Origin of the sequence: Isoptericola sp. NPDC057391 (genome assembly GCF_042668085.1) — a bacterium.
Classification (GTDB): Bacteria; Actinomycetota; Actinomycetes; order Actinomycetales; family Cellulomonadaceae; genus Isoptericola.
Genome location: NZ_JBHVBO010000068.1, coordinates 1 through 18,973, shown reverse-complemented (window position 1 = coordinate 18,973; position 18,973 = coordinate 1). Strand labels below are relative to the sequence as shown.

General features: G+C 74.9%; 19 protein-coding genes and 1 riboswitch. Of the genes, 7 read left to right on the top strand and 12 right to left on the bottom strand.

Going from position 1 to position 18,973, the window contains the following annotated elements; genetic code table 11:
- Positions 1 to 73: 73 nt before the first annotated feature.
- On the bottom strand, positions 74 to 1,366 hold the full coding sequence (locus ACFUVW_RS10770) for an ABC transporter substrate-binding protein (RefSeq protein ID WP_430571322.1): 1,293 nt from the start codon (positions 1,364 to 1,366) through the stop codon (positions 74 to 76).
- 249 nt (positions 1,367 to 1,615) lie between these two features.
- On the opposite strand from ACFUVW_RS10770, the gene ACFUVW_RS10765 reads away from it, so the two are divergent.
- Positions 1,616 to 2,602 (top strand): LacI family DNA-binding transcriptional regulator, encoded by a 987-nt coding sequence (locus tag ACFUVW_RS10765; RefSeq protein ID WP_430571321.1) that lies wholly within the window; start codon positions 1,616 to 1,618, stop codon positions 2,600 to 2,602.
- Positions 2,603 to 2,766: 164 nt separating this feature from the next.
- Here ACFUVW_RS10765 and ACFUVW_RS10760 read toward each other — a convergent pair whose 3' ends face one another.
- On the bottom strand, positions 2,767 to 3,483 hold the full coding sequence (locus ACFUVW_RS10760) for a DedA family protein (protein WP_430571320.1): 717 nt from the start codon (positions 3,481 to 3,483) through the stop codon (positions 2,767 to 2,769).
- Positions 3,480 to 4,271, bottom strand: a complete 792-nt coding sequence (locus ACFUVW_RS10755; RefSeq protein ID WP_430571319.1) for a copper homeostasis protein CutC — start codon at positions 4,269 to 4,271, stop codon at positions 3,480 to 3,482. Before ACFUVW_RS10755 ends, ACFUVW_RS10760 begins: the two co-directional genes overlap by 4 nt.
- A gap of 118 nt (positions 4,272 to 4,389) precedes the next feature.
- Between ACFUVW_RS10755 and ACFUVW_RS10750 the strand changes: the two genes are divergently transcribed.
- A complete protein-coding gene (locus ACFUVW_RS10750; protein WP_430571318.1) occupies positions 4,390 to 4,677 on the top strand; it encodes a hypothetical protein in 288 nt (95 codons plus the stop codon).
- Positions 4,678 to 4,769: 92 nt separating this feature from the next.
- On the opposite strand, the gene ACFUVW_RS10745 is transcribed toward ACFUVW_RS10750, so the two are convergent.
- The gene (locus ACFUVW_RS10745) at positions 4,770 to 5,255 is read right to left on the bottom strand and encodes a DUF1269 domain-containing protein (protein WP_430571317.1); all 486 of its coding nucleotides are present in this window, start codon (positions 5,253 to 5,255) and stop codon (positions 4,770 to 4,772) included.
- A gap of 102 nt (positions 5,256 to 5,357) precedes the next feature.
- On the opposite strand from ACFUVW_RS10745, the gene pgi reads away from it, so the two are divergent.
- Both pgi and ACFUVW_RS10735 read left to right on the top strand, forming a co-directional pair.
- Positions 5,358 to 7,076: a glucose-6-phosphate isomerase gene (gene pgi, locus ACFUVW_RS10740; RefSeq protein WP_430571316.1), complete on the top strand. Its 1,719-nt coding sequence runs from the start codon at positions 5,358 to 5,360 to the stop codon at positions 7,074 to 7,076.
- Between the two features lie 23 nt (positions 7,077 to 7,099).
- Positions 7,100 to 8,239, top strand: a complete 1,140-nt coding sequence (locus tag ACFUVW_RS10735; RefSeq protein ID WP_430571315.1) for a PrsW family intramembrane metalloprotease — start codon at positions 7,100 to 7,102, stop codon at positions 8,237 to 8,239.
- Here the strand turns inward: ACFUVW_RS10735 and ACFUVW_RS10730 are convergent.
- Positions 8,202 to 8,693, bottom strand: coding sequence for a DUF6069 family protein (locus tag ACFUVW_RS10730; RefSeq protein WP_430571314.1), 492 nt, complete (start codon positions 8,691 to 8,693; stop codon positions 8,202 to 8,204). The two genes, ACFUVW_RS10735 and ACFUVW_RS10730, sit on opposite strands and share 38 nt — an antisense overlap.
- A 164-nt stretch (positions 8,694 to 8,857) precedes the next feature.
- Between ACFUVW_RS10730 and ACFUVW_RS10725 the strand changes: the two genes are divergently transcribed.
- Positions 8,858 to 10,144, top strand: a complete 1,287-nt coding sequence (locus tag ACFUVW_RS10725; RefSeq protein WP_430571313.1) for a sensor histidine kinase — start codon at positions 8,858 to 8,860, stop codon at positions 10,142 to 10,144.
- Complete coding sequence (locus tag ACFUVW_RS10720) at positions 10,141 to 10,848, top strand: response regulator transcription factor (protein ID WP_430571312.1); 708 nt, start codon at positions 10,141 to 10,143, stop codon at positions 10,846 to 10,848. The genes ACFUVW_RS10725 and ACFUVW_RS10720 overlap by 4 nt, the downstream gene beginning before the upstream one ends.
- Positions 10,849 to 10,851: 3 nt before the next feature.
- Here the strand turns inward: ACFUVW_RS10720 and ACFUVW_RS10715 are convergent, their stop codons facing one another.
- The 3 genes from ACFUVW_RS10715 to ACFUVW_RS10705 are packed head-to-tail and all read right to left on the bottom strand — an operon-like array spanning position 10,852 to position 14,470.
- Positions 10,852 to 11,685, bottom strand: coding sequence for an ABC transporter ATP-binding protein (locus tag ACFUVW_RS10715; RefSeq protein WP_430571311.1), 834 nt, complete (start codon positions 11,683 to 11,685; stop codon positions 10,852 to 10,854).
- Positions 11,685 to 13,421: an ABC transporter permease gene (locus tag ACFUVW_RS10710; RefSeq protein ID WP_430571310.1), complete on the bottom strand. Its 1,737-nt coding sequence runs from the start codon at positions 13,419 to 13,421 to the stop codon at positions 11,685 to 11,687. The genes ACFUVW_RS10715 and ACFUVW_RS10710 overlap by 1 nt, the downstream gene beginning before the upstream one ends.
- Positions 13,397 to 14,470, bottom strand: a complete 1,074-nt coding sequence (locus ACFUVW_RS10705) for a thiamine ABC transporter substrate binding subunit (RefSeq protein WP_430571309.1) — start codon at positions 14,468 to 14,470, stop codon at positions 13,397 to 13,399. Before ACFUVW_RS10705 ends, ACFUVW_RS10710 begins: the two co-directional genes overlap by 25 nt.
- A gap of 71 nt (positions 14,471 to 14,541) precedes the next feature.
- Positions 14,542 to 14,646, bottom strand: a riboswitch (TPP riboswitch).
- Between the two features lie 159 nt (positions 14,647 to 14,805).
- Between ACFUVW_RS10705 and ACFUVW_RS10700 the strand changes: the two genes are divergently transcribed.
- Positions 14,806 to 15,072 (top strand): DUF4235 domain-containing protein, encoded by a 267-nt coding sequence (locus ACFUVW_RS10700; RefSeq protein ID WP_430571308.1) that lies wholly within the window; start codon positions 14,806 to 14,808, stop codon positions 15,070 to 15,072.
- Positions 15,073 to 15,115: 43 nt separating this feature from the next.
- On the opposite strand, the gene ACFUVW_RS10695 is transcribed toward ACFUVW_RS10700, so the two are convergent.
- The 4 genes from ACFUVW_RS10695 to ACFUVW_RS10680 all read right to left on the bottom strand — a co-directional run bounded on the left by ACFUVW_RS10695 (position 15,116) and on the right by ACFUVW_RS10680 (position 18,840).
- On the bottom strand, positions 15,116 to 15,895 hold the full coding sequence (locus ACFUVW_RS10695) for a PAS domain-containing protein (protein WP_430571307.1): 780 nt from the start codon (positions 15,893 to 15,895) through the stop codon (positions 15,116 to 15,118).
- A 147-nt stretch (positions 15,896 to 16,042) separates the two neighbouring features.
- Complete coding sequence (locus tag ACFUVW_RS10690) at positions 16,043 to 16,966, bottom strand: sulfite exporter TauE/SafE family protein (protein WP_430571306.1); 924 nt, start codon at positions 16,964 to 16,966, stop codon at positions 16,043 to 16,045.
- 159 nt (positions 16,967 to 17,125) lie between these two features.
- The gene (locus ACFUVW_RS10685; RefSeq protein ID WP_430571305.1) at positions 17,126 to 17,581 is read right to left on the bottom strand and encodes an RrF2 family transcriptional regulator; all 456 of its coding nucleotides are present in this window, start codon (positions 17,579 to 17,581) and stop codon (positions 17,126 to 17,128) included.
- The gene (locus ACFUVW_RS10680) at positions 17,578 to 18,840 is read right to left on the bottom strand and encodes an AGE family epimerase/isomerase (RefSeq protein ID WP_430571304.1); all 1,263 of its coding nucleotides are present in this window, start codon (positions 18,838 to 18,840) and stop codon (positions 17,578 to 17,580) included. Before ACFUVW_RS10680 ends, ACFUVW_RS10685 begins: the two co-directional genes overlap by 4 nt.
- Positions 18,841 to 18,973: the final 133 nt, after the last annotated feature.

Here is an 18,973-nt window from a genome sequence, read left to right as displayed (position 1 = left end):
GGGGCGGCGTGCTGCCGCCCCCGACGGCCGAGGGACCCTCAGGCGCCAGGACCTGGGAGTCGGACATCAGTCGTCACCCACGGCCTGCGGCCGACTCCATGGTCGCGACGATGCCCGCGGCGTCGCCCTTGCCGGCGAGCATCTCCACGACGGCCGTGTTGAGCGCGTTGCCGACGTTCTGGCCGAGCACGGTGTCCAGCCAGGTGCTGACGTAGGCGGCGTTGTTGTACGCCTCCATGATCGGTTCCAGAGCCGGGTCGGCGACGGCGCCCTGGGCGTCCTGGTTGGCCGGGATGGTCTGGTAGGCCTCGGCGTACTTCTCCTGCTGGTCGTTCGTGGCGAGGAAGTTCAGGAAGTCCTCGCACGCGGACGGGGAGTCCTCCGAGCAGGCGAACCCGTCGACGCCGCCCATCATCGCGGTCGGGTCGCCCTCGCCGCCCTCGACCTCCGGGAACGGGAACCAGCCGAGGTCGGCCAGCGGCTTCTCGTCCGGGGTCAGGGACGCGATCACCCCGACGTTCCACCCGCCCATGAGCTCCATCGCGGCCTTGTGGTTGGCGATGAGCCCGGCCGACGACCCTGCACCCTCCTGGGGGTCGGTGGTCAGGAAGCCCTTGTGGAAGGGCTCGGTGGCCGCGAAGTCCTCCAGGTCCTGACCGGCCCGCAGCCAGCACTCGTCCGAGAAGTCCGGGTTGCTGGAGAGGTTCTCGATGGTCTCCTGCGAGCACTCGCGCAGGGCGAAGAAGTAGTACCAGTGCGCGGCGGGCCAGGCCGCCTTGGCCCCGAGCGCGATCGGCTCGATTCCCGCGTCCTTGAGCTTGCCGTCGGCGGCCTCGAGCTCGGTGATCGAGGTCGGCGTCTCCGCGATGCCCGCCTCGTCGAACAGGTCCTGCGAGTAGAACATGCCGCCGGGAAGCACCGCGAGCGGCATCGCGTAGTTCTTGCCGTCGACCACGAACGCGGACAGCGCGGCACCCATCGAGCTCTCGGCGTCGTCGCTGATCGAGCCCGTCAGGTCCTTCACCTTGCCGGCCGCGACGATGTCCGCCAGCTTCTGGCCCCCGCGGGCCATGAAGACGTCCGGCATGTCACCGGAGTTGACGGCGGTCTGCAGCTTGCCGTCCATGTCCTCGTTCTGGATCGACTGGATCTTGAAGGTGACGTCCGGGTTCTCCTCGGTGTAGGCCGCCGTCGCCTCCTCCCAGTACGCCTTGCCCGGGCCCGTCGTCGAGTTGTGCCAGACGGTCAGCGTCACCGGGCCGCCGTCCTCCCCGGACCCGCCGTCGTCCCCGCCCGAGCACGCGGCCAGGCCGCCCGCTCCCAAGACCATGGCGGTCGTGACCGCGAGCGACCTCCGCAGACGCATCTTCATGATTGATCCTCCTCGTCGAGAATGCCGGCCGATCAGGGAGCTGCCCCGCGACGGCGTCGACGCCCGCTGGTCCACGGGCGCTGCCACGACTTAGCCTCGCCGCGCCGCCGACGATCCGTCAATCGTTTTCGATAACGATTTCGCAACCGCGAGGAGCGCTCGGGCCGGATCGTCCCCGGACCGTCCGCCGCGGCATACTGTCGACCTGTGGAGAGCAGCCCCCGACCGACCCCGCGTGTGACCATCACTGACGTGGCGCGTGTCGCCGGGGTCTCCGTCGCCACCGTCTCCAAGGTGGTCAACAACCGCTACGGCGTCGCCGCCACGACCGCCGAACGGGTCCTGGCGGTCGTCGAGGAGCTCGGATACGAGTCCTCGCTCGTCGCCCGCAGCCTGCGTCGTGGCAGCACCGGGGTCGTCGGCGTGCTCGTCGCGGAGTTCGAGCCGTACTCCACCGAGCTGCTCAAGGGCATCTCCGCCGCCGTCGACGGCACCGGATACGAGCTCCTCGCCTACGCGGGCCGCACCGACGGCGGCGCGCGCACGGGCTGGGAGCGACGGTCGCTGTCGCGGCTGGCCGGCACCCTCGTCGACGCGGCGATCGTCGTGACGCCGACGATGGTGATGTCCGCCGACTCCCCCGTGCCCGTGGTCGCCGTCGACCCGCACACCGGGCCCGAGGGCACCCCCACCGTCGACTCCGACAACACCACCGGCGCGCGCGAGGCCGTCGAGCACCTCATCGACCTCGGCCACCGCCGGATCGCCCACCTCGGCGGCCGCGCCGACCTCGAGTCCGCCCGGCTCCGCGAGCTCGGCTACCGGCAGGCGCTCGAGGGCGCCGGCATCGCCGTCGACCCCCTCCTCATCAAGGTGGGCGGCTACCGCCCCGACCTCGCCGACGCGCCCGTGCGCACGCTGCTCGACCGGCCGGACCGCCCCACCGCCGTGTTCGCCGCCAACGACCTGTCCGCCATCCACGTGCTCGAGGTGGCCGGCGAGCTCGGGCTGCGCGTCCCCGAGGACCTGTCCGTCGTCGGCTTCGACAACATCCCCGAGTCGTGGGGCAGCGCTCCCCCGCTCACCACCGTCGCGCAGCCCCTGCACCGCATGGGCGCCGAGGCGCTGCGCATGGTGCTCGACCTCCTCGAGGGCACCGCCCGCGAGCGCCACCTGCGCCTGCCCACGTCGCTCGTCGTCCGCGCCTCCACGGCGCCCCCGCCGAGGTAGTTCAGCTCACCGCGAGGTAGTCGAACACTCGGCGAGGTAGTTCCATCGACGTCGGACGACTGGCTCGCCCGAGACCTCGGGGCCCGAACTACCTCGCGGGATCCGAAACTACCTCGCGGTGATCTGAACTACCTCGGCGCGACCCGGACTTCCTCGCGGGGCGGTCAGCGCGGACGACCGTGCCGGTGCTCCGGCTCGCGCGGGCCGCGGCGCGCGAGGTAACGCTGCCGCAGCCGCACCACGACGAACCACAGCACGAGCAGCCCGATGACGACGAGCACGGCGTCGGAGATGATGCCGCTCCACTGCTCCAGCACAGGCTCGATGGCGGGGCCGAAGGCGTAGCCGAGCCCCACCCAGATGCCGTTCCACACGCCGGAGCCGATGGCCGTGTAGAGCGTGAACGACCAGAACGGCATGCGCTCGATGCCGGCGGGGATGGAGATGAAGCTGCGCACGAGCGGCACACAGCGCCCCACGAGCACGGCGACGCGTCCCCACTTCGCGAAGAACGCCTCCGCCTTGTCGAAGTCGGAGCCGTCCATGAGCGGGATGGCGTCGACGATCGCGCGGGTGCGGTCGCGGCCGAGCAGCCGGCCCAGGTACCACCAGATCCAGGCGCCGACGACGGCGCCGACCGTGGCGGCGACGATGGCGAGCCAGGCGTTCATCTGCCCGTCGTAGGCGAGGAAGCCGGCCGCCGGCAGCACGGCCTCGGACGGGATGGGCGGCACGAACGTCTCGACGAGCACGGCCGCGCCCACGCCGACCTCGCCGAGCGTGGTCATCAGGCCGAGCACCCAGCCGATGAAGCCGTCGTACCCCTCCGCCGGGTCGGTCGCGGAGGCGGCGACGGCGGCGGCCTGCGCGAGGCCGGTCACGCGCCCGCCCCGGCGTCGGACGCCGCCGCGAGCGCGGCGTCGAGGGCGGTGCGGGTCGCGGCGACGACCTCGGGGTCGGTGACGTCGTAGCCTCCGGCGCCGCCGCCCCCGGGCCCGCCGTCGGCGGCCACGGTGCGCTTGGCGGAGAGGTGGACGCCCTGCACGCCGGCGCCGACGAGGGCGGGGACGTCGTCCACGCGGACGCCGCCGCCGGCCATGATCTGCACGCCGAGCTCTCGGCCGCGCGCGGCGAGCGCCGCCAGCACGTCGAGGGCCTCGCCGGCGCGCGCGGCGCCGCCGGAGGTGAGGACGCGGCGCACCCCCACCGGCGCGAGGACGTCGAGGACGGCGACCGGGTCTGGCACCTGGTCGATCGCGCGGTGGAAGGTCACCTCCGCGCCGTCGGCGGCGGCCACCAAGGCCGCGAGCGCCGCGGCGTCGACCTCGCCGTCCGCCGTCATCGCGCCCACGACGACGCCGTCCGCGCCGGCGTCGAGCACCGCGCGCACGTCGCGCACCTGCACGTCGACCTCGTCGGCCGCGAACACGAAGCCCCCGGCGCGCGGGCGCACCAGCACGTGCACGCCGACGCCCGTGCCGCGCAGGGCGTCGGCGACGGCGGCGACCATGCCGGCCGAGGGGGTGAGGCCGCCCGTGCCGGCGAGCGCCGCGCACAGCTCGATGCGGTCCGCGCCGCCGGCCGCGGCGACGCGCGCCCCCGCGACGTCCTGCACGGCGATCTCCAGGGCGACGCCACGAGGGGCGGCGTCCTGGAGAGCGGAGGGCACGGGCACAGGGTCTGTCGAGGCGTCGGCAGTCACGGCCGCGAGTCTACGGGGGCGCAGGTGTCCGCGACCGGGGCGACCTGTGACGAGACGGTGCCCGTGGGGATGACAGGATCGCCGGGTGCCCTCCTACCGCGTGAGCCTCGCCGTCGGCCTGCTGCAGCCGGGCGTCGACCCCGCCGACGTGCTGCCCGCCGCGGCCGACGCGGCGCGCCAGCTCGTCACCGTCGAGGCGTACGACGTCGGGGTGGTGCGCGGCCGGGCGCGCATCACGGTCCGTTTCACGGCGGAGGACGACGCCGCCGCGCACCGCGTGGCCGACGCCGTCCACGACCGCGTCGACGCGCTGGCCGACACCTTCGGCGGCACGCTCACCCGGCGGTGGGGCAACCGCTGGCAGCCGGCCTGACCCGCCTCTCGCGCATCGAGCGTGCTGAATTGATCCTCAAACCGCCGTGGTGAGGATCAAGTCAGCACGCTCGATTCCCGCACTGACCCGGCTCACTGCCCGAAGGCCTCCAGCAGGTTCCGGCGCTCCGCGTCGGTGAGGTTGGTGCTGACCAGGGTCGCGTCGACGCCGTGCAGCCGCTCCGCCAGGCGGTCGGGGTCGATCGGCTCGGTGACGATGAACAGGGCCGACGTGCCGGGCACGATCTCCTTCTTCATCTGCTCGAGATCCTTCGCCGTGATCCCGACGTCGGACAGCGACCGGGTGATGCCGGCGATCACCGCCCCGGCAGCGGCCCCCAGGACCGGCAGGAAGAACAGCGCGCCGAGCAGCAGGCCCCACACGGCGCCCCAGCCGGAGGCCTTGGCGGTGTCGTCGTGCGAGCCGTGGGTCTCGGGCTTCGTCGCGCCCTCCGGCCAGCTGACCACCGCATGGTCGACGACCGTCACCAGACCGTCCGCCTCGCCGCCCTTGACGGCCTTGAAGGCGCGGTCGGCCGCACCCGGGTCGTCGAACTTCCAGACCGTGAAATTCGCCATGCGTCCTCCCCAACGACGTCCGGGTCCGTCCCCGGCTGCTGGTCATCCTGGCAGCGTGAACAGGCCGCGCAACCGGGCCGGGCGGTCAGTACCGTGGCCCTCATGACCTCCTCCCCCGTCGATCCCACCACCACGACCTCCTGGGGCGACCTGTACGCCCACTATCAGGAGTTCCGGGGCGACCTGCGCGGCTGGTTCGCCGCCGACCCCGGCCGCGCCGCGCGCATGACCCACGTCGCGGGCGACCTGCACGTGGACCTCTCCAAGAACCTCGCCACGGACGAGACGCTGGACCTGCTGGTCCGCCTCGCGCACGAGGTGCACCTGCCCGAGCGCATCGAGGCCATGTTCACGGGCGAGCACATCAACGTCACGGAGGACCGCGCCGTCCTGCACACGGCGCTGCGCCGCGCCCCCGGCACCCAGCCGCCGCTGGTCGTGGACGGGCAGGACGTCGACGCCGACGTCCAGGCCGAGCTCGCCAAGATGAGCGCCTTCGCCGACCAGGTCCGCGACGGGTCGTGGACGGGCATCACCGGCAAGCCGGTGCGCACGGTGGTCAACATCGGCATCGGCGGCTCCGACCTCGGCCCGGTCATGGTCTACGAGGCGCTCAAGCCGTACGTCCGCACCGGCGCCGACGCCATCGAGGCCCGGTTCGTCTCCAACATCGACCCCACCGACGTCGCGCAGAAGACGGCCGACCTCGATCCGGAGACCACGCTGTTCGTCGTGGCCTCCAAGACGTTCGGCACGCTGGAGACGCTCACCAACGCGCGGCTCGCCCGCGCCTGGCTCTGGGAGAGCCTCATCGCCGCCGGAGTCATCGAGGACGACCCGGACGCGAAGCAGGCCGCCGTCAAGGCGCACTTCGTGGCGGTCTCGACCGCCCTCGACAAGGTGGCCGACTTCGGCATCGACCCGGCCAACGCGTTCGGCTTCTGGGACTGGGTGGGCGGCCGCTACTCGGTGGACTCCGCCATCGGCACGTCGCTGGCGATCGTGTTCGGCCCCGACGTCTTCCGCGACCTCCTGGCCGGCTTCCGCGCCGTCGACGAGCACTTCCGCACCGCGCCGTTCGAGGCCAACGTGCCCGTCCTCATGGGCATGCTGAACGTCTGGTACGGCAACTTCCTCGGCGCCCACACCCACGCCGTCCTGCCGTACGCGCAGCAGCTGCACCGCTTCCCGGCCTACCTGCAGCAGCTGACGATGGAGTCCAACGGCAAGTCGGTGCGCTGGGACGGCTCCCCCGTCACCACCCAGACGGGCGAGGTGTTCTGGGGCGAGCCGGGCACCAACGGCCAGCACGCCTTCTACCAGCTCATCCACCAGGGCACGCGCCTCATCCCGGCGGACTTCATCGCCGTCGCCACCCCGGCCTATCCCCTCAAGGACGACGAGGGCGACGGCAAGGCCGTGGCCGCCGGCGCCGACGTGCACGAGCTGTTCCTCGCGAACTTCTTCGCCCAGACCAAGGCGCTCGCCTTCGGCAAGACGGCGGACGAGGTGCGCGCGGAGGGCACGCCCGAGGAGATCGTCGCCGCTCGCGTCTTCTCCGGGAACCGGCCGACGACGTCGATCGTCGCGCCGGCGCTCACCCCGTCGGTGTTGGGCCAGCTCGTCGCGCTGTACGAGCACATCACCTTCGTGCAGGGCGTCGTGTGGGGCATCGACAGCTTCGACCAGTGGGGCGTGGAGCTCGGCAAGAAGCTGGCGCTGGAGATCGCGCCCGCCGTGTCGGGCGACGACGCCGCCCTGGCCGCGCAGGACTCCTCGACCCAGGCGCTCATCCGCTACTACCGGGAGCACCGCGCCTGACACGACCCCTAGGATCGGTGGCCATGCCGGCCCTGGACCCTCGCGCGATCCTCGACGGGCGGCGCACGCGCCGCCCGTCGGTGGGCGTCATCGTGACGATCGCGGTGTCGTCGGCGTGCCTGCTCGCCGCGCTGGTCGTGACGTCGGCCGAGGGCCCGACGTTCCTCGAGGGGTTGTTCCTCGCCCTCCTCCCGCTCCCGCTGCTGCTGGCGGGCGTGCTCGCCCTCGACCGCCTCGAGCCGGAGCCGCCGGACGCCCTGGTGCTCGCGTTCCTGTGGGGCGCGGGCGTGTCGGTGCTGGTCGCGATGGGGATCAACACGGCCGGGCTCACCCTGCTGTGGACGCCGCTGCTCGGCCAGGAGGAGGGCTTCGTCGCGACCGCGGTGCTCACCGCCCCCGTCGTCGAGGAGAGCCTCAAGGCGCTGGTCCTCGTGGGCATGCTCTGGTTCCGCCGGCACGAGCTCAACGGCCCCACCGACGGCATCATCTACGGCTCGATGGTGGGCCTCGGCTTCGCCACGGTCGAGAACATCCACTACTACACGGTGGCGGGGCCGGAGGGCCTGGCCGCGACGTTCGTGGCGCGCGGCCTCCTGTCGCCGCTGATCCACCCGCTGTGCACGTCCCTCACCGGCCTGGGGATCGCGACGGCGGCGCTCGCCCCGCGCGGCTGGGCCCGGGTGTGGCCGGTGCTCCTCGGCCTGCTCGGCGCCATGACGTACCACGCGCTGTGGAACGGCGCCGCGTCGCTCGGCCTCGAGGCCGTCGTGGCGGCGTACCTGCTGGGCCTGGCGATCGTGGTCGGGCTCCTCGTCGTCGTGCGCCACGACCGTGCCCGCATCGTGGCGCTCGTCGGGCAGCACCTGCCGCAGTACGGCCCGCTGGGTGCCGTCGCCCTGCCGGACGTCGTGATGCTCACGTCGCTGGCGCGGCGGCGCCGGGCCCGCGCCCAGGTCCGCGCCGCGGGCGGCCCCGGCCCGGCCCGCGCGATGCGCGACTACCAGCAGGCCGCGACCGAGCTGGCGATGCTGCACCGCCGCCTCGACCGCGGCCTCGTGGACCGGGCCGCGTTCGAGCGCCAGCGCGGCCCGCTGCTCGCGCTCATGCTCGCGGCCCGCGACGTCGTCACGCCGCTCTGGCGCCCCGAGGCCCCGCCCCGCTGAGGCCCAGCATGATCACGCCGCCGACGGCGAGGTGCTCCAGCAGGAGCAGTACCGTCGCGCCGGCGTTCGCGGCCCCCAGCGGACCCAGCAGCGAGACGAGCAGGACGGCTCCGCTCAGCACCAGCCACGCCGTGCGCCCGCCGCCCGGGCGGCGCAGCAGCAGGGAGCGGACGCCCCAGCCGCCCAGGGCGGCCGCGAGGCTCGTGCCGATCACCAGGGGGATCGTGACCTCGAGGGTGCCCGAGCCGGCCCGCACCTGCGGGTCCACGCCCGCCAGCGTGCCGAACCCGAAGATCACCGCCCCCGTGAGCACCGCGCCCACCACGACCGACCGCGGGCGGTTCCACCACGCCCGGTCGCGCCAGGTGCGCCCGCCCGGGCCGCCGGTCGAGCTGCCCCGGGCGCCTGCCTCCGTCGTGCGGTGGCGGCCGGTGTCGTTCGTCGTCGTGTCCATGTCGTCCCCTCCTTCGAGCCGGCGCCCTGCCGGGACGACGACCGTCCCGCGCGGCGGGCGTCCCGCGCGCCCTCCCGTCGTCGGTCGTCGCCCGGTCCCCGGTCGGGCCCACCCCCGACTTTGGTCGGTGTCGCGGCGCGGCACCCCGCCGTAGCGTCCCGGTCATGACGTCCACCGGCACCACCCCGCAGCCCGCCGCCGGCCCGGCGACGACGACGCCGGCCGGCGTCCCGGGCCCGCCGCCGGCCCAGGGCCCGCCCCCCGTGCCGCGCGTCGTCCTCGGGACCGCGTGGGGGCTCGTCGCCGTCCTGACGGCGGCCGCGACGGCGGCGGTCGTGACCGCCACGCCGGACACCGGCGCCGTCGTCGGGACGACGCCGCAGGTGCCGGCCGCCGTCGACGTCGCCGTCGCTCTCGCGGCGGTCGCGCTCGTCCCGCTGCTCATGACGCGCCGCAGCGTGCCCGCGGCGCTCGCCCTCGCGGTCCTCGCCGCGGTGTCGGGGGCGGCGACCCCCGCGGCGACGGTCGGCACGCTGCAGGTCGCGCGCTGGTACCCGATGCGCACGGCGGCCTGGGTCGCGGGGGCGGGCGTGCTCGGGCACGCCGTCCAGGGGCTGTGGCGGCCGGTGGGCCTGCCGCTGGGCTGGTGGCTCGTGTGCGACGTCGCGGTGCACGCCGCGCTCTTCGGGTGGGGCGCGTACGGCCGCGAGCGCGCGCTCGTGCTGTGGTCCCTGCGCGACCGGGCGCGACGGGCCGAGGCCGAGCAGGAGCGGCGGGTCGCCGAGGCCCGCCTGGCCGAGCGCACCCGCATCGCCCGCGAGATGCACGACACCCTCGCGCACCGGCTGTCCCTCCTGGCCGCCACCGCCGGCGCGATGGAGTACCGCCCGGACGCCGACCCGGCCGCGCTCGCCGCCGCGGCGGGGCGGGTGCGCGCCGGCGTGAGCGACGCCCTCGAGGACCTGCGGCAGGTCATCCGGCTCCTGCGCGCCGGGCCCGATGCCCTCGGCCCCGTGCCCGGCCTCGACGACGTGCGCCGCCTGGTGGACGACTCCCGCGCCGCCGGCACCGACGTGACGTACGAGCGCACGGGCGACGCCTCGCCCGACCTGGCCCCGCCCGCCGCCGTCGCGACCGCCGTGTTCCGGGTCGTGCAGGAGTCGCTGACCAACGCGCGCCGGCACGCGCCGGGCGCCGCGGTGCGGGTGACGGTCGCGACCGCCCCGGGCGAGGTCCGGGTGCGGGTGGTCGACGACGGCACGGCACCCGGCGCCGCCGCCCCGGAGGCCGTCGGCACCGGCACGGGCCTGGTCGGGCTGCGCGAACGGGCCACGCTGCTGGGCGGCACGCTCGTCGCCGGCCCCGACGCCGGCACGGCCGGCGGCTCGGTCGGCGGCTCGGTCGGGGCGCGCGGCTTCGCGGTGGAGGCCTGGCTACCGTGGGACGTGTGACGACGACGCCCGGGCCGGGCCCGGACAACCACCCCGTCGACGCGGCGGACGCCGCCGCCCCCGTGCGGATCGTGCTGGTCGACGACGACGCGCTGGTGCGCGCGGGCCTGCGGCTCATGCTCGACGGCGCGCACGGGATGCGGGTGGTCGCGGAGGCGGCCGACGGCGCGGACGTCCCCGGCGTGCTGGACGCGCACCCGGCCGACGTCGTGCTCATGGACCTGCGCATGCCGGGCGTGGACGGCATCGCGGCCACCCGACGCGTCCGCGCCCGTCCGGCGCCGCCGGCCGTCGTCGTGCTCACCACGTTCGACACGGCCGAGGAGGTGGGGGGCGCCCTGCGCGCGGGGGCCGCGGGCTACCTGCTCAAGGACATGCCGCCGGCCCGCATCGCCGCCGCCGTGCACGCCGCGGCCGCGGGCGAGCCGGTGCTGGCCCCCGACGTCGCGCGGCGCCTCATGGACGCCGTCGCCGGCTCGGACGGCTCGCGCGACCGCGCCCGTGCCGCCCTGGACGCCCTCACCTCCCGCGAGCGCGACGTCGCCGTCGAGCTGGGCCGCGGCGCGTCGAACGCCGACATCGCCGCCCGGCTCTACCTCAGCGTCCCGACCGTGAAGGCGCACGTGTCGAGCGTGCTCGGCAAGCTCGGGGTGGAGAACCGCACGCAGGTCGCCCTGCTCGTGCACGACGCCGGGGAGGCGTGAGCCTCAGCCGGCCGTCGTGCCGACGCCGTCCTCGTCGCGGACCTCGGCGCCGTGCCTGCCCTCCTCGCGGGCGAGCTCGTCGGAGCCCGGCGCCAGGCCGAGGAACTCCGCGACGCGCGGGCTCGCCGGCGCGCGCAGCAGCACGTCGGGGGCGTCCACCTGGAGCAGCCGCCCGGCGTCCATGACGGCCACGCGGTCGGCGACGGTGAACGCCTCGTCGTGGTCGTGCGTGACGAAGACGGCGGTGGTGCCGGTGGCCTTGAGGGTGTCGCGGACGTCGACGGCGAGCCGCTCGCGCAGGCGGCGGTCGAGGGCGGACAGCGGCTCGTCGAGCAGCAGCAGGCGCGGGCGCGGCGCGAGGGCGCGGGCCAGCGCGACGCGCTGCTTCTCGCCGCCGGACAGCGTCGCGACGGAGCGGCCCGCGTAGCCGGCCAGGCCCACGTCGGCGAGCAGCTCGGCGACGCGCGCGGCCCGCTCGGCGCGCGGCGCGCCCTGCGTCTCGAGCCCGTAGGCCACGTTGCGGCCGACGTCCCGGTGCGGGAAGAGCTGACCGTCCTGGAAGAGCAGGCCGAAGTTCCGGCGGTGCACGGGCACGCCCGCGAGGTCCGCGCCGTCGAACGAGACGGTGCCGCCCGCGAGCGGCTCCAGCCCGGCGACGGCGCGCAGCAGCGACGACTTGCCGCAGCCGCTCGGCCCGAGCAGCGCGACGATCTCGCCGGCCGCGACGTCGAGCGTCACGCCGTCCACCGCGACCGACCCCGGCCGGCGGCGCGTGGCGCCGTACCGCACGACGGCGTCGCGCACGGCGAGCCCCGTCGTCTGGCGGCCCTGCTCCATCAGAACTCCCCTCCCGGCCGGTCGCCCCGCAGGCGCTCGGCCACCATCATGACGGTCGCGGTGAGCACGGCCAGCACCACGGACGCCGCGAGCGCCATCCCGTAGTTCTCGGCCCCCGGCCGCCCGATCAGCCGGTAGATGACCACCGGCAGCGTGGCCGTGTCGGGGCGGGCGAGGAACGACGTCGCGCCGAACTCGCCGAGCGAGACGGCGAACGCGAACCCGATCGCGAGCCCCAGCGACCGCGCGCCCAGCGGGCCGTCCACGGTCCGCAGCACCCGCCCGGGCGCCGCCCCCAGCGTGGCGGCCGCCTCGCGCAGCCGCGGGTCGATCGCACGTAGCACGGGCAGCATGGTGCGCACCACGAGCGGGATCGCCACGACCGCCTGGGCGATCGGCACCAGCGCCCCGGAGGTCCGCAGGTCGACGTCGAGCCCGAGCGGCTTGTCCAGCGTGATGAGGAAGCCGAAGCCCACCGTCACGGCGGACACGCCCAGCGGCAGCATGAACGCGGCGTCGAGCACGCCGACGGCGCGCCGCAGCCCCGCCCGCCGCGGGCGCCGCGACACGACGAGCGCCACGAGACCGCCCACGACGACGGCGATCAGCGCGGCCCACGCCGCGGTGCGCAGCGAGTTGCCCAGCGCCTCCCACACGGTGACCGTCAGGGCGTTGCGCCCGCCGGTGGTGCCGAGGGCCACGTAGTTGTCGAGGCCCCAGGACCCGTCGGGGGCGCGCAGCGACCGGGTGACGAGCCCGGCCATGGGCAGCACGAGCAGCCCGGCGACCACGACGAGGGTGACGAGCGCGGGAGCGAGGTCCGTGCCGTCGGCGCCCGCGCGCAGCCGAAGCCGGTGCGCGGACACGCTGTCGCTCGTGAGCTGCAGCGCCCGCTCCCGCTTCGCCCGCGCGCGCGAGCTGACCAGCAGCGCGCCGGCGACGACGACGAGCTGCAGCACCGACAGCACGGCCGCCGACCGCAGGTCGAGGAACTGGGTGGTGCGCGTCCAGATCTCCGTCTCGATCGTGCCGTAGCGCAGGCCGCCGAGGACCAGGACGACGCCGAACGCCGTCGCACAGAAGAGGAACACCACCGCGGCGGCCGACGCGATCGCCGGACCGAGCGCCGGCAGCGTCACCGTGCGGAACGCCCGCCAGGGCGTCGCGCCGAGCGCACGGGCGGCCTGCTCGGCACGCGGGTCGAGCCGCTCCCACATGCCGCCGACGGTGCGCACCACCACCGCGTAGTTGAAGAACACCAGCGCCAGCACGATGCCGGCGAAGCTCTCCTCCAGGTGCGCCCACCCGAGTGGGCCGCCGGGCGCGAAGAGCGCGCGGAACGCGACACCGACGACGACGCTCGGCAGCACGAACGGCACCGTCACGAGGCCGCGCACCAGCGTGCGACCGCGGAACCAGCACCGGTACAGCACGTACGCGCCGGGCAGCCCCAGCAGCACCGAAAGCAGTGTGCCGGCGAGCGCCTGGGCCAGCGTCTGCCCGACGATCCGCCACGTGCGGTCCTGGGACAGCACCTCCGCGAAGCCGGACAGGTCGAGCGCGCGCCCCGCCGCGGTCTCGGTGAAGAACCCCTGCAGGACGAGCGACACCACCGGCCACGCGAAGAAGACCGCGAGGAAGCCCAGCGGGAGCACGACGGCGGCGCCCCAGCCGAGCCAGGCCCCCCAGCGGCCTGCGTGGACCCCGCGCGTCAGCCGACGACGATCGTCGTCCACTGCTCGATCCACTCGTCGCGGTGCGCGGCGACGTCCGCGGGCGCCACCTCGAACGGCTCGTCGGCCAGGGGCGCGAACTGCTGCCAGTCGGCGGGCAGCTCCACGTCCGGGTCGGCCGGGTACATGTACATCTGGCCGGGCACGTCGGCCTGGAACTCGGCGCTCGTCAGGAAGTCGACGAGCTTCTTGGCGCCCTCGGGGTTCTCGGCGCCGGCCAGCACGCCCGCGTACTCGACCTGGCGGAAGCAGGTCTCGAGCATCGCGCTCGTGGTCGAGGACTTCCCGTCCTCGGTCACCGTGAACGCGGGCGACGTCGCATAGGACAGCGCGATCGGCCGCTGACCGCCCTCGCCGGCGCCGGAGAAGTCGACGTAGTACGCGTCCTCCCAGCTCTCCGCCACCTTGACGCCGTTGTCGCGGAGGTCGGCCCAGTAGGCCTCCCAGCCGTCGGTGCCGAAGGCCCCGATCGTCGCGAGCAGGAACGCGAGGCCGGGCGACGACGTCGCGGGGTTGGTGACGACGGTGAGGTCCCGGTACGCCGGCTTCGCGAGATCCTCCAGCGTGGTCGGGGGCGTGACGCCGTGCTCGGCGAACCAGCCGTCGTCGAGGTTCATGCAGACGTCGCCCACGTCGACCGGCGTCAGCGTGCCGGCCAGGTCGTCGGGGGCGTAGGCCGCGACCTGCGGGTCGAGGTCGGCCGGCTGGTACTCCTCGAACACCCCGGCGTCCACGGCCCGCGACGCGTAGGTGTTGTCCACGCCGAAGACGACGTCGCCCAGCGGCGCGTCCTTGGTGAGCACGAGCTGGTTCACCAGCGTGCCCGCGTCGCCCGGGGCCACCTGCTCGACGGTGAGGCCGGACTCCTTCTCGAACGCGGCCAGGACCTCCTCGGAGACGGCGAACGAGTCGTGGGTGACGAGCGTGACCGTGCTCGACGCCGCGCCGCTCGCGCCGCTCGCGTCGCCCGACGGCGTCCCGCCGCCGCACGCCGCCAGCAGCGGCAGCAGCGCGACGACGCCCGTGGTCGCTGCCGTGGTCCTCAGCTTCATGCTGTCCTCCTCAAGGTGCGAGAAGGGGGTCCTGCGGGCGCCCGGCACCGTCGTGGTGCTGACGTCCGCAGGGAACGAGATTCCCGACTTCCTCCACCGGTGCTAACCGGATCAGGTTCGAGGGTCTGCGGCGGTCCGCACTCTCAGCGCCGCTGGGCGCTCCCCTGTCGTATCACCACGAGCCTACCCGTCGACGCCGCGCTACCGTGGTCCCGTCCTCGGCCTCGGGGTGTGACGTGCCTGACGTGCCGTGACGCCGCCCGGCGGTCGCGGACGCACGCGAGACGACGCGCGGTCATGCCGAGGCCGCGCCGAGACCTATCGAGGGAGAGCACGTGACGGACACCGAGCAGCCGCTGGGCGTGAAGGTCGGCACGGTGGTGCTGACGATCGCCGCCGGGTGGGTCGCGCAGAAGCTGATCGGGGTGGTCTGGGAGAAGGCGACGGGCAGCGTGGCGCCCACCAACGTGGACGACGACGAGCTCTCCATCATCCAGGCCGTCACCTTCGCGGCGGTATCGGGCGGCGTCGCGGTGCTCGCGAAGCGCCTCGCCCGCCAGGGCGCCGTGCGCGCGGCCGCCCGCTTCGTCCCCGGCCGCTGACCGCCCGCGGTCGACGCTCGCCGCCGCGTCCCGTCGAGCCCTGTCAGTGGCTCGCGCGGGGGCGCCGGCGGGCGAGCTGTGCGTCGTGGCCGTGCGGCCGGTCCACCGGTCGCACGGCGGCGAGCGCCTGGCTCAGGCGGTCCGCCGCGTCCTTCGCGGGCGGCGCCGACCGGACCACCTCCGCCGCCGTGAGCGCGGCGTCGCGGTCCCCGACGGGTCGCGCGAGCTCCTTCATCACCTGCTCCCCCGCCGACTGGGCGGAGACGCCCACCTGGGCGCCCACGTCGGCGAGCACCTCGGTGGCCACCGACTCGTCCACGCCGCAGACAGCCATGATGGCGCCCTTGGCCTGCTCGGCGGCCGCGGCGGCGACGAACGCGCGGGAGACCGCGCGATGCGCCTCGCGCTCCAGCGCGTCGCGCACGACCGGGCTCGCGTCGATGACGTAGCCGACGATCTGCGACGAGGCGCCGTCGTTCCCGTGCCGCCCCTGCCCGGTGACGACGACCGTGTGCGTGCGCCCGTGGTCGTCCACGACGCGGTGGGCCCCCGAGAACGGCCGCCCGGCGCCCAGCGCGACCACCGCCGTCCGCGAGAGCCGCTCGCGGTCGTCCGGGTGCAGGTGGGCGCGCAGCACCTCCGGTCCCGGCACGACGGCGCCGGGCTCGCGCCCGAAGATCCGGAAGACCTCGTCCGACCACCACCACTCCCCCGTGGCGACGTCGACCCGGTACCGGCCGACGAGCAGCTGGCTCCCGGCGCCCAGAAGCTCCGCGAGGGCGACGAGCTCGCGACGCGGTGGGTCGTTGGGCGTGCTGGACATCGAGGCTCACCCCCAGTGCCGTGCAGCGGGGTCCGGCGCACAGTTCTCCTGGCCTCACCACGGTACCGGCACGGCACGACACCGCCACCGCACGCCGGGTGACGTGCGGTGGCGGTGCAGGGTTGGGCGTCGTGCGCCCGGTGGCGGTCAGGCTGCGGGGGTCGCGGCCGCCTCCGGCTCCCCGGCGGCCTCGGCCCGCTCCGCCGCGACCGCCTTGCGGTGCTGGCCGAAGGAGTACACGACGGCGGCGGCCCATCCGACCGCGACGACCCCGAGGACGAGGCCGCGGACGCCGTCGCTCACCGGGACGGAGTCGAGGTTCAGCAGGGTCCGGGCGTTGGTGAGCACGATGATCCCCCCGACGGCGGAGCCGAGGACGCGCGGCGGCACCAGGCGGACGAGCCACGCGGCGATCGGCGCGGCGATCAGGCCACCGATGAGCAGCGCGAGGGCCCAGGTCGGGTTGATGCCGGCGGTCCCGAGGCCGAAGAGGAAGCCGAGGCTCGCGGCCACGGCCACGAAGAACTCGCTGGTGTCGATCGAGCCGATCACCTTGCGCGGCTCCATGCGGCCGCTCGCGAGGATGGCGGGCGTTCCCACCGGCCCCCAGCCGCCGCCGCCGGTGGCGTCCATGAACCCGGCGACCAGGCCGAGCGGGGTGAGGAACCGCTTGCGCAGCGGCTGCCCGAGACGGTCCGTGCGCAGCCCACGGAGCGTGAACCGGAGCAGCACGTACAGGCCCAGGCCCAGCAGCAGGACCGACATCAGCGGCTTGGCGATCTCGGTCGACAGCCACGACAGGAACGTCGCGCCGGCGAACGCGCCGATCGCGCCGGGGATGCCGATCTTGGTGACGACCTTCCAGTCCACGTTCCCGAACCGCCAGTGCGACGCGCCGGACGCGAGGGTCGTGCCGACCTCGGCGAGGTGGACGGTCGCCGACGCGGCCGCGGGGTTGGTGCCGATCGCGAGCAGCAGGGTCGTCGAGGTCACGCCGTAGGCCATGCCCAGGCTGCCGTCGACGAGCTGCGCACCGAGGCCCACCAGGGCAAGGAGGACGAGTGTCCGCACGGGGGTTCCCTCCGTTTCGGCGCGGCAGCCTGTCCGCCGCGTCTGAGACGAAGTTACCCGATCGGCTCTATCGGATTCAACGGTCTCACGGAAGCGTCTGCATGGTGAGACGTGCCCGACGGCGGCCGCGCCGGTCAGGCGGTGCGCGTCAGGTCAGGGTCAGGGGTTGACCCACGCCGACTCCTGCTCGGTGAGCCGGCGCACGACGTCGGGGATCTTCCCGGCCGCGAGGTCCGCCAGCGTCACCTGCTCCAGCACGCCCCGCACGTTCACGCGCAGCGCCACCCACACGTGCAGCAGCGACGCGGCCGCGCCGGTGTACTCCAGGTCCGAGGGCCGCGCGTCGCGGACGAACACCAGGGGCCCGTCCACGGCGCGCACGACGTCGGCGACGGTCACCTTGTCGGCCGGGCGGGCGAGCACGTAGCCCCCGCCTGCGCCCCGACGGCTCGCGACGATGCCGTCGCGGCGCAGGTCGCTGAGGATCGCCTCGAGGAACCGGTGGGGCACCTGCTGCGCGCGGGCGAGGGCCTCGGCCGGGACCGGCCCTCCGTCGGACGCGGCGAGCTCAGCCGCCGCCCGCACCGCGTAGTCGGCCTTGGCAGAGATCCTCATGACGTCGGCACCGCGGCCCCCAGGCGTGCGCCGGCGAGCAGCGGCCCGGCCTCCAGGGCCGAGGCCGCGAACGACCCGGTGAGGGGCAGGTCCGGCAGGATGACGGCCTGGGCCGCGTGGTAGACGTCGGGCTTGCCGATCCACGTCCGACCGGAGGGGTGGTTCTCCGTGTCGAGCTCGTGGAACCAGGAGCCGCGCTCGTGGTCCACCAGGTGAGCGTCGATCCATGCCCACCACTGGTCGGCGAGCTCGGCGTAGCGCGCCTCGCCGGTCGTGCGGTGCAGGACGTCGGCGGCCGCGGCCGCCTCGGCCGCCACCCAGTGGAAGCGGCGCGCCTCGACGGGGCTGCCGTCCCAGTCCGTCGTGTACACGAACCCGCCCCCGGGCCCGTCCCACCCGTCCGCCACGGCGCGGTCGAACAGCTGCCGCGCCGCGTCGGCGCGCCGCCCCTGCGTCCCGCCGGCGACGTCCACCTGCAGCAGCAGCCGGGCCCACTCCAGCCCGTGGCCCGGCGTGGCGCCGTACGGCTTGAACGGGTCGTGCGGGCGGTCGGCGTTGTACTCGAGCTGCGGCCGCCACGCCGTGTCGAAGTGCTCCGGGATCCGCCAGCCGTTGTCCGAGGCCCAGCCGATCACCCGGTCGGCCACGACCTCCGCCCGAGCGAGCCAACGGCTCTCGCCGGTGGCGTCGTGCGCGGCGAGGAGCGCCTCGACGGAGTGCATGTTCGCGTTGACCCCGCGGTACGGGTCGACCGTGGCCCAGTCCCGCGACCGCTCGTCGAGGTGCAGCTGGTGGTCGGGCTCCCAGAACCGGCGGTCGAGCACCGACAGCGCCGCCTCGAGCAGCGTCACGGCGCCCGGGGTCCGCGCCAGGGTCCCGGTCGAGCCGGCGAGGACGACGAACGCGTGGCCGTACGCCTGCTTGGTCCCGTCGACCGCGTCCCCCGGCCCTCGCGAGGCCAGCCAGCCGCCCTCGTCGGCGTCGGCCAGCGTCCGCGACAGGCCGGCGATCCCCCGGGCCAGCTGGGCCTCTGCGCCCTCGACCCCGAGGAGGTGTCCCAGACCGAAGGTGTGCGTCATCCGGCAGGTGATCCACAGGTGGGCGGGTTGTGCGGGGTCGACGGCGCCGTCGTCGTCGAGCCACCCGGCGGCCCCGTCCACGCCCAGGGACGGCCGCGCGAAGTCGAGCAGGCTCACGAAGTGTTGGGCGCGCCAGGAGGGCGACGGTCCGGTGGCGGGAAGGTGCGGTGCTCCAGTCACCCGACGAGCCTATCGGCCCGACCGGGTCCTCGGGGTGTTCCGGGTATGCGAAAGGCCCACCCCGGGTGGGGTGGGCCTTTCGTGAATGGGTGTCCGGCGGCGTCCTACTCTCCCACCCCCTCGCGAGGGCAGT